This is a genomic window from Amycolatopsis bullii (genome assembly GCF_014654205.1).
Lineage (GTDB): Bacteria > Actinomycetota > Actinomycetes > Mycobacteriales > Pseudonocardiaceae > Amycolatopsis > Amycolatopsis plumensis.
This window is the reverse complement of sequence record NZ_BNAW01000012.1, coordinates 25,912-38,727: the sequence shown is the minus strand read 5'-3', so window position 1 is coordinate 38,727 and position 12,816 is coordinate 25,912. Positions and strand designations below refer to the sequence as shown.

Genomic DNA, 12,816 nt, shown 5'->3' with positions numbered 1-12,816 from the left:
AGGCGCTGGTGACGGGAGCGAGCGCGGGCATCGGCCGGGCGTTCGCGACAACGCTGGCCGCGGCGGGCTACGCGGTGACGGCCGTGGCGCGCCGCGAAGACCGCCTCGCCGGTCTCCTGGCCGAACTCGGGCCGGGCCACGACCACCTGGCCGCGGACCTGACCACCCGCGGAGGCCTGCAGGCCACCGTCGAGCGGTTGACCGAGCCGTACACGCTGCTGGTGAACAACGCGGGCGTCGCGGTGCACGGCGGCTTCGCGGAGACCTCACTCGAGGACTCGCTGACCGTGCTGGACCTCAACTGCCGCGCGGTGGTGACGCTCGCCCACGCGTTCCTCGCCTCGGCGCAGCCGGGCGCCGCGCTGGTGAACGTCTCGTCGACACTGGGGCGCACGCCCAAGCCGGGACTCGGCGTCTACAGCGCCACCAAGGCGTTCGTGACGTCGTTCTCCGAAACTCTGTGGCACGAACAGAAAGCCCGTGGCGTGCACGTGCTGGCGCTGTGCCCGGGAGTGACCAGGACCGAGTCCCAGGGCGCGGACGGCGTTCCCTCGTGGCTGGTGCAGACCCCGGAAGACGTCGCAGCACGGGCCCTGCGAGCGGTCCGCCGCCGTGAAGGCCCCACGATCGTTTCAGGGCGCGCGAACGCCGTGTTCACCGCGGCCGCGGGGCTGCTGCCCCGCCGGACCGCGGTGTCCCTGCTCGCCTAGGCCTTCGCGACCGCCGCAAGGGCTTCCGGCAGCGTGAACGCGCCGGCGTAGAGCGCCTTCCCGACGATCGAGCCTTCGACACCGTCGGCGGCCAAGCCCGCGAGCGCGACGAGGTCCGCCACGCTCGACACCCCGCCGGAGGCGATCACCGGCGCGTCGGTGCGGGCGACGACGTCGCGCAGGAGGTCGAGGTTCGGGCCGCGCAGCGTGCCGTCCTTGCTGACGTCGGTGACGACGTACCGGGACGCGCCGTCGCGGTCCAGGCGCTCCAGGACGTCCCAGAGGTCGCCGCCGTCGGAGGTCCAGCCGCGGGCGGAGAGCCGGTGGCCGGCCTCGGTGATCCGCACGTCGAGGCCGATCGCGACGCGGTCGCCGTACTCGCCGATGACCCGGGCCGTCCACTCCGGGTCCTCGAGCGCGGCGGTGCCGAGGTTGACCCGGCGGGCCCCGGTGTCCAGGGCGGCTTTCAGCGACGCGTCGTCGCGGATGCCGCCGGAGAGCTCGACCTGCACGTCGAGCCGTCCGACGACCTCGGCGAGCAGCTCGCGGTTGCTGCCCTTGCCGAAGGCGGCGTCGAGGTCGACCAGGTGGATCCACTCGGCGCCGTCGCGCTGCCAGGCGAGCGCGGCCTCGAGCGGGCTGCCATAGGAGGTCTCGGTGCCGGCCTCGCCCTGGACGAGTCGCACGGCCTGGCCATCGGCCACATCAACGGCGGGAAGCAGCGTGAAAGTCACGCGGGTAACTCTAGGGCGGCGCCCCGGATCACCCGGTCAGAGGGTCGCCAGCCAGTTGCGCAGCAGCTGCGCCCCGGCGTCCCCGGACTTCTCCGGGTGGAACTGGGTGGCCCACAGCGGCCCGTTCTCGACCGCGGCGACGAAGTCCTCGCCGTGGTGGGCCCAGGTGACCTTCGGTTCCTGCCCCGCCAGGCCGTCGAGCTCCCACTTGCGCGCCGCGTAGGAGTGCACGAAGTAGAACCGCTCCTCCGGGTCGAGCCCGGCGAACAGCTGCGAGTCCGCGGGCGCGCGCACGGTGTTCCACCCCATGTGCGGCAGGACGTCGGCGTGCAGCCGGTCGACGACGCCGGGCCATTCCCCGGTGCCCTCGGTCTCCTCGCCGTGCTCGACCCCGCGGGAGAAGAGGATCTGCATGCCGACGCAGATGCCGAGCACGGGACGCCCGCCGGCCAGCCGCTTCCCGATGATCCGGTGGCCCTGCACGTCGAGCAGCCCGGCCATGCAGGCGGAGTAGGCGCCGACGCCGGGCACGACCAGCCCATCGGCTTCGACGGCGGCATGCGGGTCGGCGGTGACCTCGACGTCGGCCCCGGCGCGCGTCACAGCGCGTTCGGCGGAGCGGAGGTTGCCGGAACCGTAGTCGAGGATCACCACACGAGACACGCCACCCAGCGTAGCCGTCGCGCTCAGCGGCGTTCGAACGAATAGACGTCGGTCACCGTGTTGCAGGGTGACGGCGGCACGACCTCGACGCGCAGCACGCCGTCGTCGTAGTCGACGCCTTCCGGCGTGAAGGTCCCCGTGCAGGTGCTGACCAGCGGGACCTGGCCGAGCTCGTGCACCCGCGCGGTGACGTCGCGGCCGGTCAGCGGTCGCGCGAGGTCGATCTGCAGGAGCTGCAGGTTCGTCGGGTACAGGTCGTTGTACGGGTCGCTGGTGGCGCAGATCAGGCGGGTCGCGCCGACGAAGTCGCACCCCTGGGCGCTGCGGATGTGGTGGTCGAGGTGGATGCGCGCGGCGACCGGGAGATCGCCCGCCTGCCGCGGGCCGCGCGGGTTCAGGAAGGGCGTCGGCGAGACGAAGAGACGGTCGACCTCGCCCAGCGGGCCGGAGACGAGCCACTGCCCGTCGGGGGTGGCCGCGACCTGGGCGTTCGCGTTGGCGGCGGGCTCGTCGGGCTGCAGCGGGTGGACGAACTCCGTCGTCGTCCCGTCGGGCTGGGTGACCAGGTACATCTTGGTCGTGGGCGTCGCGGTGCGGGTGTCCTGGTAGACGTCGAAGACGTAGCCGCGCAGGGAGTCGGGGTCGCCGACGTGGCCCCAGCCCTTGTCCTTGAGCGGCTGCGGGATGGTGGCGCCGTTGCGGTAGACGATCTCGGGGGCGTGGCCGGGCAGCCGGAGGGTCGCGAGGCCTTCCCCGCTGATCCGGTTCTCGGCGGTGGTGTGGCCGACCTGCTGCCAGCGGGCGCCGTGCGCAGCGGCCACGCCGGTGGCGGCGAGCAGGGTGGCGGTGGTGAGGGCGAGCAGACTTGCCGTCCGCAGTGCGCGCATGTGCGCTCCTCGGGAGTTGAGGCCTTGGCGGCGGCGACGTCATCCTGCCACAGAGCACGCACTTCCCGAAAAAATCTTGAAGACACCCGTTTGACCGTCCCGCTTGCCGGGTATCACTTCACTCGATCGTGTGCCTTGATGCTGCGCGACCGGACGCCAGGGAGGCGAAGATGGCCGAGGACGATCTGCTGTCCCAGATGCTGCACGCCTGGCGCGAAGACATCGAAAGCGTGCCGTTTCCGCAGTTCAGCGAGCTGCTGATCCCCCGCCAGCAGACCCGCCCGCGGTGCACGCCGGGCGCACCTGCTGCGCGCGTGACGAACGCCACGCGGAGAACAGAAGCCTGACTGTGGTTTCCTGCGGGGGCCGCATCGACGCGTCCCCCGGGAGTCCTCATGAGCAGCAACCCTGACCCTCACGACTTCCTCGACCTCGACGCCGGGCTCGCCGAGGAGGACCGCGCCATCCGCGACGCCGTTCGCGCGTACGCGAAGGACCAGCTGCTCGACCACGTCGCCGAGTGGTACGAAACGGGCGCACTCCCCGCCGCGGAACTGGCGAAGGGCTTCGGCTCGCTCGGCCTGCTCGGCATGCACCTGGAGGGCTACGGCTGCGCCGGCACCAGCGCCGTCGCGTACGGCATCGCCTGCCGCGAACTCGAGGCCGTCGACTCGGGACTGCGCAGCTTCGTCTCGGTGCAGGGCTCGCTGGCGATGTACGCGATCCACCGGTGGGGCAGCGAAGAGCAGCGCCAGGAGTGGCTGCCGCGGATGGCCACCGGGGACGCGCTGGGCTGCTTCGGCCTGACCGAACCGGACGCGGGCAGCGACCCGGGCTCGATGCGGACGCGCGCGGTGCGCGACGGCGGCGACTGGGTGCTGTCCGGCACGAAGATGTGGATCACCAACGGAACCGTCGCCGACGTCGCAGTCGTCTGGGCCCAGACCGACGACGGGATCCGCGGCTTCGTCGTCCCGACGTCGACGCCGGGTTTCACCGCGAACGAGGTCAAGCACAAGCTGTCGCTGCGGGCGTCCCTGACGGCGGAACTGGTGCTCGACGGCGTCCGGCTGCCGTCGTCGGCGGCGTTCCCCGAGGTCCGCGGGCTGCGCGGGCCGCTGTCCTGCCTGAACGAGGCCCGCTACGGGATCCTGTTCGGGGTCGTCGGCGCGGCGCGGGCGTGTTACGAGGCCGCGTTGGAGTACACGCTCTCGCGGTCGCAGTTCGGCAAGCCGCTCGCGGGGTTCCAGCTGACCCAGCGCAAGCTCGCCGACTTGGTCGTCGAGGTCAACCGGGCCGGGCTGGTGGCGCTGCAGATCGGGCGGCTGAAGGACGCCGGCGCCCTGCACCACAACCACGTCAGCTTCGGGAAGATGGCGAACGTCCGGTCGGCGCTTTCGGTGGCGCGCGAGGCCCGTTCCATGCTGGGCGCGAACGGGATTTCGCTGGAGTACCCGGTGATGCGGCACATGGCGAACCTCGAGACGGTGCTGACGTACGAGGGCACCGAAGAGATGCACGCGCTGTCGCTCGGCCAGGCGGTCACGGGGCTGGCGGCGTTCCGCTGATCGGTTTTGTCGGTGGTACCCGCTAGCTTCTGCGGCATGACGTTTTCCGAGTTCGAGACCGTGGTGGAGCTGCGGCGATACACCCTGCACCCAGGCCGGCGCGATGAGCTGATCGAGCTGTTCGAGCGCGAGTTCGTCGAGCCGCAGGAGGCGGCGGGCGCGCACTTGTTCGGGCTGTTCCGCGCGCGGGCGTCGCCGGACGAGTTCGTGTGGCTGCGCGGGTTCCGCTCGATGGAGGCCCGCAAGCAGGCGCTCGAGGAGTTCTACTTCGGCCCGGTCTGGAAGGAACACCGCTCGGCGGCGAACGCCACGATGATCGACTCCGACAACGTGCTGTTGCTGCGCCCGGTGCGCCGCGGCCTGGCTTCACCACCGCCGGGCACGGGGGTGCACGTGACGGTTTCCGCTGCGCCGGCACCGCCGCCGGAGCAGGCGTTCGCGGCGTTCGAGACGGAGCCGTCCCCGAACACCTTCCCGCAGCTGCCGGTCCGCACGGACGGGCCGTTCTCGGTGTCGTTCAGCCGGGTCGCTTCGGAGTCGTCGTTCGAGCTCGTGCCGACTTCGCGGTCACTGATCCGCTGAGAGGAGTTCGATGAGCCCGGTGGGGTAGAGGACCTTGCGGCCCTCGCGGAACTCGGCGAGGTCGACCCAGCGCGCGGTGGCGGGATCGTCGAGGATCTTCATTTCGTCGCGCTCGTACCGGCTGCGGTCGGCGAACTCGGCGGCGTAGAGGAAGACGATTTCGTGCCCGGGCCGGTCCTGCCAGGTGAAGACGTTCTCGAGCACGCCGAGCAGCTGCTCGACTTCGATCTCGGCGTCGAGCTCTTCCCGGAACTCCCGCACGAGGGCGTCCTGGCTGGTCTCCCCGAACTCGATCCCACCCCCGAGCGGCCGGCAGAAGGTCTCGCCTTTGACGTCATCGCGCGCTTCGAAGACAAGGAGGGCACTCCCCCGCCGGATGACGGCAAGGACGATCGGCCGGATCGCTGGCATGGCGATCACGCTATCGACCCGCGGCTCCCGAAGCACGCCCCGCCCGAGCCACCCGACCCCGGCGACGACGAGCACCCCGACGGTCAGCCACGCCCACCCACCCCCGAAAACCCCGGCCACCGCCACGACGACGATCCCCACGGCAGGCACCGCCCAGGGTGAAAACCCCATCCTGACCTCGTCCCACACTCCTCGACTGGGCCTGAATGCTGACCTACCATGGTCGGATCCTGGAGGGCGGGGTGAGGCGCATGCGCAGGCTTCGGCTCGTCCTGGTCCTCATCCGCCCGATCGCCGCGCTCGGCTTCAACGACCCGCCCTCGCGCATGCCCGGCCGTCGCCGCCGCCCGGGAGGAGGCGGGCCGTGCCCGCGTGACGGCTGCGGCGGCAGCCTGCGCCGCAACGGCGACGGCACGTACAGCTGCACACGGTGCGGCTTCCAGACCAGCAGGCCGAACCGGTGAGCGCACCGTCGTTCGCCGAAAGCACGCTGAACCTCGGAAGCCGGGTGGGCCGCTACTTCGGGCTCGTCAGCATGCTGCCCGCACTGTTCCTCGTGCTCTGGTCGGCGGCGCTGGCCGCGAGCGGAGCTTGGTACGGGCCACCGCACCCGGAGTGGATCGGCCCCCGCATCGGCGGCTGGTCGCTCACCGGCGTCGCCTGGATCCTGCTGGCCAGCCTGGCCACCGGATTGTTCCTGCACCCGCTGCAGTTCGCGATGACGCAAGTCCTCGAAGGTTATTGGGGATACTCCCGAGCGGCCCGGGTCGTCCTGGGTGCGCGGATCCGCCACCACCGCGCCCGAGCGCTCCGGGCGAACGACGTCGCCACCCGTCTCGAAGCTCGATTGGAGGCCGGGATCGAAGAGACCGTGGCCGATATCCGACGCGTGGACCCGGCGTTCCTGGCCGGGCAAACGGACGAGCAGTGCCGAGCCGTCGTGCTCAGGTCCGCGCACGGCAACCACCTCGGTGGGCTGCTCGCGGCCGCCGACGCCGCGGCGCACGCAACCGAACGCTATCCCGACATCGATCGGATCATGCCGACCCGGCTGGGAAACGCACTGCGACGCGAAGAAGACCGCGCCGGCAAGCAATACGGTCTCGACGCGGTGCTCACCGCGCCGCATTTCACGCTGGTCGCGCCGGACAAGCACGTGCAGTACCTCCGGGACACCCGGCAGCAGATGGACACGTCGGTCCGCCTGTGTGTGGTCTCCCTGCTCGGCTGCCTGGAAGCCGTCGCCTGCCTGCTCACCGATGGCTGGTGGTTGCTGGCCAGCCTCGCGCCCTACACGCTGGCCTATCTCGCCTACCGTGCCGCGGTGGCGGCCGCCGACGAATACACCACGGCGGTGAAGACTGTGATCGACCTGAACCGGTTCGCCCTTTACGAAGGTCTCAACGCCGAGCGCCCGCACGACACGCGAGAAGAACGCCGGACCAACGCCAAGCTGATGGACCTGCTGGACGGCGAGCAGGTCCACCTCCGGTACCGGAAACCACCCGCGGCCGGCGACTCCCCGCCTACTCCCCCAAAAACTCCCTGATCGACAGCCCCAGCGACCCGGCGTCCAGCCCGTGCGCCAGATCGTGATCCCCGATCCCCCCGTACGTCCGGATCTCCGCGTCCCGCCGCACGCCCAGCGACCGCAACCGGTGCGGCACGCCGGAAAGCGCCTCCGCCACCCAGTGAGCCGACGTCCCCGCCAGGTACGGCTCCACCAGCACCACGTCGGCCGCGGCCGCCAGCGCCGCCGACCGCAAGCCGGCGCCGTCGAATGGGCGGATCGTCGAGGCGTACAGCACCGTCACGTCCAGGCCCGCCGTTGCGCGCAGGACGCGGTCCAGGACCGGGCCCACCGCCACCACCACGCCGCGCGCTCCCTGCCGCAGCCGCGTGAACCCCACCCCCAGGTGCGGGGAAGCGTTCTCCTGCGCCGAAAGCCGCAGGTAGACGCGGCCGTCTCCGGGGATCGACTCCAGCAGCAGGCGTTCGGCCTCGGCCGGGTGGCCCGGCACGTGGACCGTCCAGCCCGGCAGGGAATCGATCAGCGCGACGTCGCCCGGGGACTGGTGCGTGCGGCCCGCCGTCGGCATGTCGTACGACGCTCCCCACGACACCAGGACGCCGCCCACCTCCTGGTGCGAAAAATCCAGCTTGATCTGCTCGAAGGCGCGCTCGACCAGGAATGGCGGGAACGTGTGCACGATCGGCCGCAGTCCGGCCAGCGCCAGCCCGGCGCCCGTGCTGACCAGCAGCTGCTCGCGGATCCCGACGTTGATCACCCGGTCCGGGTGCCGCCGCGCGGCGCCGGCGAGCTGCGCGGCCGAGATGTCGGCGAGGACCACCGCGACGTCCGGGTCGGCGTCGACGATCCGTTCGGTGGTGGCGAGGAAGGTTTCCCGCATCGGCAGCATGTTCAGCCTTTCGGTTCGACGACGGCGACCACGGCCAGCGGCCGGCCGGGGTGGGCGGCGGTGAAGGCGTCGTATAACGCGGCGTGGTCGCGGCCGGACACCGTGCGCGTCTCCCAGCCTTCGACGGCGAAGCGGCGCGCGATGCCGCCCGGCCAGCCGCGCGTCGACGACTGGTTGTCGATCACCACGGTGGTCAGGTTTTCGAGGCCTTCGCGCGCCGCGACGACGATCGCCTCGTGGTTCGAGCCTTCGTCCAGCTCGGCGTCGCCGACCAGCGTCACGACCTTCGCGGTCAGGCCGCGGGCGCGCAGGCCGAGCGCGGTGCCGAACGCGATCGGCAGGCCGTGGCCGAGGGAGCCGCTGGAGATTTCGACGCCGGGGATGCGGCGCCGGTCGGGGTGGTAGCCCAGCCGCGACACCGCGTCGGACCACGTCGCCAGTTCCGCCTCGTCGATGAAGCCTTTCGCGGTGAGCACGGCGTAGTACGCCATCGGCCCGTGCCCTTTGGACAGCAGGAACCGGTCACGGCCGGGATCACGGAAGTTCTCGGGCGTGACGTCGAGCACGCGGTCGTAGAGCACCCACAAGACGTCCAATGTGGACTCCGCGGCGGCGCTGTGCTTTTCGTCGCCGGTCATCAGCGAAATCAGCCGGGGCAGATCGGCGTGGCCCGGTGCGGTCACAGTGGTCATGACCCGACGATGCAACCTCGACTAAACTCGAAGTCAAGGATAGCCTGACCAGGTGACCAGGCTCGCTGAACATCTCAGCATCGGACAGGTGGCGGAACGCAGCGGGGTTCCGCACACGGCACTGCGGTTCTACGAGGAGAAGGGGCTGATCAGCTCGGAGCGGTCGGCGGGCAACCAGCGCCGTTACGCGCGCTCGGTGCTGCGCCGGATCGCGTTCATCCGCGCCGCGCAACGGGTCGGGCTCTCCCTCGAGGACATCAGCTCGGCGCTGGCGACGCTGCCGGCGGACCACGCCCCGACGAAGGCGGACTGGGCGCGCCTTTCCCGCGACTGGCAGCACGAACTCGACGCGCGGATCGACGCCCTGCAACGGCTGCGCGACCGGCTCACCGGCTGCGTCGGCTGCGGTTGCCTGTCGCTGCGCAGCTGCGCGCTGTACAACAACGACGACGAGCTGGCCCGCTTCGGGCCGGGCGCGAGCAAGCTGCGGCCGGCGGTCGAAGGCGGCATCTAAACCGCTTGCGCTCGGCGAGGATGCTGGGAAGGCAATGAACGACAAGGAAATCATCCGCATCTCGAAGCGGCTGTCCCGGCACCTCCGCCACGACCCCGCCGCCCTCGGCCTCACCCTCGCCCCCGGTGGCTGGGCGCCGGTCGACGCGCTCCTGCGCGCGCTCGCGATCACCCGCTCGGAGTTGGACGAGGTGGTCGAGAAGAACAACAAGCGCCGCTTCGCCTTCGACGAAACGGGCACGCGCATCCGCGCGAGCCAGAGTCACAGCGTCGCGGTCGACTTGGGCCTGCCGGACGCGACGCCGCCGGACGTGCTGTACCACGGCACGGCCGCGAAGTACCTCGACGCGATCTTCCGCGAGGGCCTGCGCCCGATGAACCGCCACGCGGTCCACCTGTCGGCGACGATGGAGACGGCGAGAATCGTCGGCGCCCGCCGCGGCAAGCCGGTGATTCTCCGGGTCGACGCCGCCGCGATGGCCGCGGAAGGTCACGCCTTCCAGGTAAGCGCCAACAAAGTCTGGCTGACCTCGGCGGTACCGCCGGAGTACTTGACCTTCACCAGCTGACCGGCGCCCGCGCGTACCTGGCGGGTCGGCTTGCGTACCTGGAGGGTCGGCTCGGGGTCAGAGGGTGGCGAGCGGGGTGGCGGCTCGGCGGCGGGGGCGGCCCAGGAGGCGGCGGCCCACGTCCAGGAGCTCCGCGCGCAACTCTTCATCCCCCAGGCCGGCGAGGTCCGGGGAGCCGCCCGCCATGGCGATGCCCGTCAACGTCACCAGGGCGTTGACGCGGGCCGTCGTGTCCGGTTCGGGGCCCGACAGAATGCCCAGCAACGCGCGGCCGAAGCCCTCCATACCGCCGTGGGCGGACTTCTCGATCGCGCGGGCGATGCCCGGGTCGCTCGAAAACAGCGCCACCAGCGCGCGGTGGCGGATCACCAGGTCGACGAACCCCTCCAGCAGCAGGTCCACCTGCGCGCCCCGGCGCTTCTGCGCCGCGGCCCGGCGCACGAGCTCGTCCAGGTCGCGGACACCGGGCTCGGCAACAGCCTCGGTGATCTCCGCCTTCGTCTTGAAGTGGTAGTACACAGCCGCCTTGGTGATGCCCAGCGCGTCGGCGATCATCTGCAGCGACGTGCCCTCGACCCCGTGTTCGGTGAACAGGCGCAGCGCGGTCTGCAGCAGTCGGGTCCGGGTGTCCTCGGCCGGGCCGGCGGTCATTCTTCCTCCTCAGCAGCCGTCGGAGCCTACGTCACGCCCTGTCGATCGGCAAACCGCCTTACTAGCCGAACGGCAAGGAATAAACCTTGCTGTTCGGCAAGTCACATACTTGCCGATCGGCTTGGAGTCGTCCTTGCCGATCGGCTAGCTTGGAAAGGACCCTATGGAGTGAACTGACCCCGTTCGGGCGAAACGGAGCTGACTCGTGGCGACCTTCCTGTACCGGCTCGGCCGGTTTTCCTTCCGGCGCAGAGCGCTGGTCGCGGCCGTCTGGGCGGCGGTCCTGGTGGCACTGGGCCTGGGCGCGTTGACGCTCTCCAGCCAGCTGTCGAACTCGGTGACGATCCCCGGCACCGAGTCGCAGCGGGCGACCGACCAGCTCACCGAGAAGTTTCCGCAGGCCAACGCCGGTGGCGCGACCGCGCGCGTGGTCATCGAGGCCCCCGCCGGGACCACGGTGGCCGACGCCAAGGGCAAGGCGGCCGTCGAAGCCCTCGTCGGGCAGTTGAAGACGGCGCCGAAGGTCGCGGCCGTGGTCGACCCGTTCCAGGCGCAGGCGGTCTCACCCGATCGACGCGTCGCCCTCGCCCAGGTCAGTTACGGAGCGAAAGCGTACGAACTGACCGACGAAGACCGTCAGGCACTGCTGGACACCGCGAACACCGCCCGCGCCGCCGGGTTCACCGTCGAGTTCGGCGGGGACGCCGTGCAGGGTGTGCCCGCGACCGGCGCCACCGAAGGCCTGGGCGTCGCGGTCGCCGCCGTCGTGCTGATCATCACGTTCGGTTCGCTGCTCGCGGCCGGGATCCCGCTGCTCACCGCGCTGATCGGCGTCGGCACCGGGATGGCGGGCATCTTCCTCGCGTCCGGGTTCCTCGAGCTGAACTCGAACACGCCGGTCCTGGCGCTGATGATCGGCCTGGCCGTCGGCATCGACTACGCGCTGTTCATCGTGTCGCGCTATCGCCACGAACTGAGCATCGGCCGCGACCCGGAAGAAGCCGCCGGACGGGCCGCAGGCACCGCCGGGTCCGCCGTGGTCTTCGCCGGGCTCACCGTCATCATCGCGCTGGCCGGCCTCACCGTGATCGGCATCCCGTTCCTCGGCCAGATGGGCGTCGCGGCGGCCGCCACCGTCGCGATCGCCGTGCTCATCGCCCTGACGCTGCTGCCCGCGATCCTCGGTTTCGCCGGGGCCCGGGTCGCCGGCGGCCGCATCCGGCTGCGCCGCAAGCCGGTCGAACCGACGCACGGCGAACGCTGGGCGCGGTTCGTCGGCCGCCACCGGATCGCCGTGCTGCTGGTCGCGCTGGCCGGGATGGCCGTCGTCGCGCTGCCCGCGCTGAGCATGCAGCTCGGCCTGCCCAACGACAGCACCGCGGCGCCGGAGTCGACGCAGCGCAAGGCGTACGAGATCGCGAGCCGCAGCTTCGGCGAAGGCTCGAACGGGCCGCTGCTGGTCGTCGTCGACGTCTCCGGGAGCGCCAACCGCCAGGCCGCGCTCGGCCAGGCCGCGGCCGGCATCCAGAAGCTGCCGGACGTCGCCGCCGTCACGCCGCCGCGGCTCAACCAGGCCGGCGACACGGCGTTGCTCACGGTGATCCCGAAGAGCGGCCCGAGCAGCACGCAGACCGAGGACCTGGTGGCCGCGATCCGCGCCGAATCGGGGTCGCTGGACGCGAAACTGGCCGTCACCGGCCAGACGGCGGCGAACATCGACGTCTCCGAGAAGCTGTCGGACGCGATGCTGCCGTACCTGGCGCTGATCGTCGGGCTGGCGTTCGTGCTGCTGATGCTGGTGTTCCGCTCGGTGGTGGTGCCGCTGAAGGCGACGATCGGCTTCCTCGGCTCGGTCGCGGCGACGTTCGGTGCGGTGGTCGCGGTGTTCCAGTGGGGCTGGCTCACGGACCTGCTCGGCGTCGAGTCGACCGGCCCGATCATGAGCATGCTGCCGATCCTGCTGATCGGCGTGCTGTTCGGGCTGGCGATGGACTACCAGGTGTTCCTGGTGACGCGGATGCGCGAAGAGCACGTCCACGGCGCGGAGCCGCAGGAAGCGATGGTCACGGGCTTCCGGCACGGAGCACGCGTGGTGGTCGCGGCGGCGCTGATCATGATCAGCGTGTTCGCCGGGTTCGTGCTGGCCGAGTCGTCGCTGATCCAGTCGATCGGCTTCGCGCTGGCGTTCGGTGTGCTGGTGGACGCGTTCGTGGTCCGCATGACGCTGGTGCCGGCGGTGATGTCCCTGCTCGGCCGCAGCGCGTGGTGGCTGCCGAAGTGGCTGGACCGGATCCTGCCGGACGTGGACGTGGAGGGCGAGAAGCTGACGAAGCAGCTTGACGACGCCCCTGGCGACGACGGGCGGGAACTGGTCGGCGCGAGCCGCTGACAAGCACGGAAAAGGGCCCCTCGGCGT

Annotated in this window: 16 protein-coding genes; 9 read left to right on the top strand and 7 right to left on the bottom strand. The window is 71.1% G+C overall.

Annotated elements, in window-relative coordinates; genetic code table 11:
• The first annotated feature begins 8 nt into the window (after positions 1-8).
• Entirely contained in the window at positions 9-710 is a 702-nt protein-coding gene (locus IE317_RS16420; RefSeq protein WP_229902736.1) for an SDR family NAD(P)-dependent oxidoreductase, read from the top strand.
• On the opposite strand, the gene priA is transcribed toward IE317_RS16420, so the two are convergent.
• Genes priA through IE317_RS16405 form a run of 3 tightly spaced genes read right to left on the bottom strand, consistent with a single transcriptional unit; the run spans position 707 to position 2,994 of the window.
• Positions 707-1,444, bottom strand: coding sequence for a bifunctional 1-(5-phosphoribosyl)-5-((5-phosphoribosylamino)methylideneamino)imidazole-4-carboxamide isomerase/phosphoribosylanthranilate isomerase PriA (priA, locus tag IE317_RS16415; protein ID WP_191310914.1), 738 nt, complete (start codon positions 1,442-1,444; stop codon positions 707-709). The two genes, IE317_RS16420 and priA, sit on opposite strands and share 4 nt — an antisense overlap.
• A 36-nt stretch (positions 1,445-1,480) precedes the next feature.
• The gene (gene hisH / locus IE317_RS16410) at positions 1,481-2,098 is read right to left on the bottom strand and encodes an imidazole glycerol phosphate synthase subunit HisH (RefSeq protein ID WP_191311125.1); all 618 of its coding nucleotides are present in this window, start codon (positions 2,096-2,098) and stop codon (positions 1,481-1,483) included.
• Between the two features lie 32 nt (positions 2,099-2,130).
• Complete coding sequence (locus tag IE317_RS16405) at positions 2,131-2,994, bottom strand: hypothetical protein (RefSeq protein WP_191310912.1); 864 nt, start codon at positions 2,992-2,994, stop codon at positions 2,131-2,133.
• A 170-nt stretch (positions 2,995-3,164) separates the two neighbouring features.
• Between IE317_RS16405 and IE317_RS16400 the strand changes: the two genes are divergently transcribed.
• From IE317_RS16400 to IE317_RS16390, 3 genes are read left to right on the top strand one after another with little or no spacing between them, the layout of a single operon-like run.
• A complete protein-coding gene (locus IE317_RS16400) occupies positions 3,165-3,341 on the top strand; it encodes a hypothetical protein (protein WP_191310910.1) in 177 nt (58 codons plus the stop codon).
• 48 nt (positions 3,342-3,389) lie between these two features.
• On the top strand, positions 3,390-4,562 hold the full coding sequence (locus IE317_RS16395) for an acyl-CoA dehydrogenase family protein (RefSeq protein ID WP_191310908.1): 1,173 nt from the start codon (positions 3,390-3,392) through the stop codon (positions 4,560-4,562).
• Positions 4,563-4,598: 36 nt separating this feature from the next.
• On the top strand, positions 4,599-5,144 hold the full coding sequence (locus IE317_RS16390; RefSeq protein WP_191310906.1) for an NIPSNAP family protein: 546 nt from the start codon (positions 4,599-4,601) through the stop codon (positions 5,142-5,144).
• On the opposite strand, the gene IE317_RS16385 is transcribed toward IE317_RS16390, so the two are convergent.
• Positions 5,130-5,726 (bottom strand): NUDIX hydrolase, encoded by a 597-nt coding sequence (locus IE317_RS16385; protein ID WP_229902735.1) that lies wholly within the window; start codon positions 5,724-5,726, stop codon positions 5,130-5,132. The two genes, IE317_RS16390 and IE317_RS16385, sit on opposite strands and share 15 nt — an antisense overlap.
• An 80-nt stretch (positions 5,727-5,806) precedes the next feature.
• Between IE317_RS16385 and IE317_RS16380 the strand changes: the two genes are divergently transcribed.
• Together IE317_RS16380 and IE317_RS16375 are read left to right on the top strand one after the other, a co-directional pair.
• On the top strand, positions 5,807-6,019 hold the full coding sequence (locus IE317_RS16380; protein ID WP_191310904.1) for a hypothetical protein: 213 nt from the start codon (positions 5,807-5,809) through the stop codon (positions 6,017-6,019).
• A complete protein-coding gene (locus tag IE317_RS16375; RefSeq protein WP_191310902.1) occupies positions 5,986-7,104 on the top strand; it encodes a hypothetical protein in 1,119 nt (372 codons plus the stop codon). Before IE317_RS16380 ends, IE317_RS16375 begins: the two co-directional genes overlap by 34 nt.
• On the opposite strand, the gene IE317_RS16370 is transcribed toward IE317_RS16375, so the two are convergent.
• Both IE317_RS16370 and IE317_RS16365 read right to left on the bottom strand, forming a co-directional pair.
• Entirely contained in the window at positions 7,082-7,972 is an 891-nt protein-coding gene (locus IE317_RS16370) for a transketolase family protein (protein ID WP_373309061.1), read from the bottom strand. The two genes, IE317_RS16375 and IE317_RS16370, sit on opposite strands and share 23 nt — an antisense overlap.
• A 5-nt stretch (positions 7,973-7,977) precedes the next feature.
• Positions 7,978-8,667, bottom strand: coding sequence for a thiamine pyrophosphate-dependent enzyme (locus IE317_RS16365; protein WP_191310899.1), 690 nt, complete (start codon positions 8,665-8,667; stop codon positions 7,978-7,980).
• Between the two features lie 52 nt (positions 8,668-8,719).
• Here IE317_RS16365 and soxR point away from each other — a divergent pair, with 52 nt between their 5' ends.
• The gene (gene soxR, locus IE317_RS16360) at positions 8,720-9,181 is read left to right on the top strand and encodes a redox-sensitive transcriptional activator SoxR (RefSeq protein WP_043783125.1); all 462 of its coding nucleotides are present in this window, start codon (positions 8,720-8,722) and stop codon (positions 9,179-9,181) included.
• A gap of 34 nt (positions 9,182-9,215) precedes the next feature.
• Positions 9,216-9,749, top strand: coding sequence for an RNA 2'-phosphotransferase (locus tag IE317_RS16355; protein WP_191310897.1), 534 nt, complete (start codon positions 9,216-9,218; stop codon positions 9,747-9,749).
• Between the two features lie 57 nt (positions 9,750-9,806).
• Here IE317_RS16355 and IE317_RS16350 read toward each other — a convergent pair whose 3' ends face one another.
• Entirely contained in the window at positions 9,807-10,400 is a 594-nt protein-coding gene (locus IE317_RS16350) for a TetR/AcrR family transcriptional regulator (protein ID WP_191310895.1), read from the bottom strand.
• 205 nt (positions 10,401-10,605) lie between these two features.
• Between IE317_RS16350 and IE317_RS16345 the strand changes: the two genes are divergently transcribed.
• Positions 10,606-12,789: an MMPL family transporter gene (locus IE317_RS16345; protein ID WP_191310893.1), complete on the top strand. Its 2,184-nt coding sequence runs from the start codon at positions 10,606-10,608 to the stop codon at positions 12,787-12,789.
• Positions 12,790-12,816: the final 27 nt, after the last annotated feature.

What these genes read in the sequence shown, in the direction of transcription:
- IE317_RS16385 (WP_229902735.1), bottom strand. Translation starts at nt 5,726, where the DNA reads ATGGGGTTTTCACCCTGGGCGGTGCCTGCCGTGGGGATCGTCGTCGTG.
- IE317_RS16390 (WP_191310906.1), top strand. Translation starts at nt 4,599, where the DNA reads ATGACGTTTTCCGAGTTCGAGACCGTGGTGGAGCTGCGGCGATACACC.
- IE317_RS16380 (WP_191310904.1), top strand. Translation starts at nt 5,807, where the DNA reads ATGCGCAGGCTTCGGCTCGTCCTGGTCCTCATCCGCCCGATCGCCGCG.
- IE317_RS16355 (WP_191310897.1), top strand. Translation starts at nt 9,216, where the DNA reads ATGAACGACAAGGAAATCATCCGCATCTCGAAGCGGCTGTCCCGGCAC.
- IE317_RS16405 (WP_191310912.1), bottom strand. Translation starts at nt 2,994, where the DNA reads ATGCGCGCACTGCGGACGGCAAGTCTGCTCGCCCTCACCACCGCCACC.
- IE317_RS16395 (WP_191310908.1), top strand. Translation starts at nt 3,390, where the DNA reads ATGAGCAGCAACCCTGACCCTCACGACTTCCTCGACCTCGACGCCGGG.
- IE317_RS16365 (WP_191310899.1), bottom strand. Translation starts at nt 8,667, where the DNA reads ATGACCACTGTGACCGCACCGGGCCACGCCGATCTGCCCCGGCTGATT.
- IE317_RS16350 (WP_191310895.1), bottom strand. Translation starts at nt 10,400, where the DNA reads ATGACCGCCGGCCCGGCCGAGGACACCCGGACCCGACTGCTGCAGACC.
- IE317_RS16400 (WP_191310910.1), top strand. Translation starts at nt 3,165, where the DNA reads ATGGCCGAGGACGATCTGCTGTCCCAGATGCTGCACGCCTGGCGCGAA.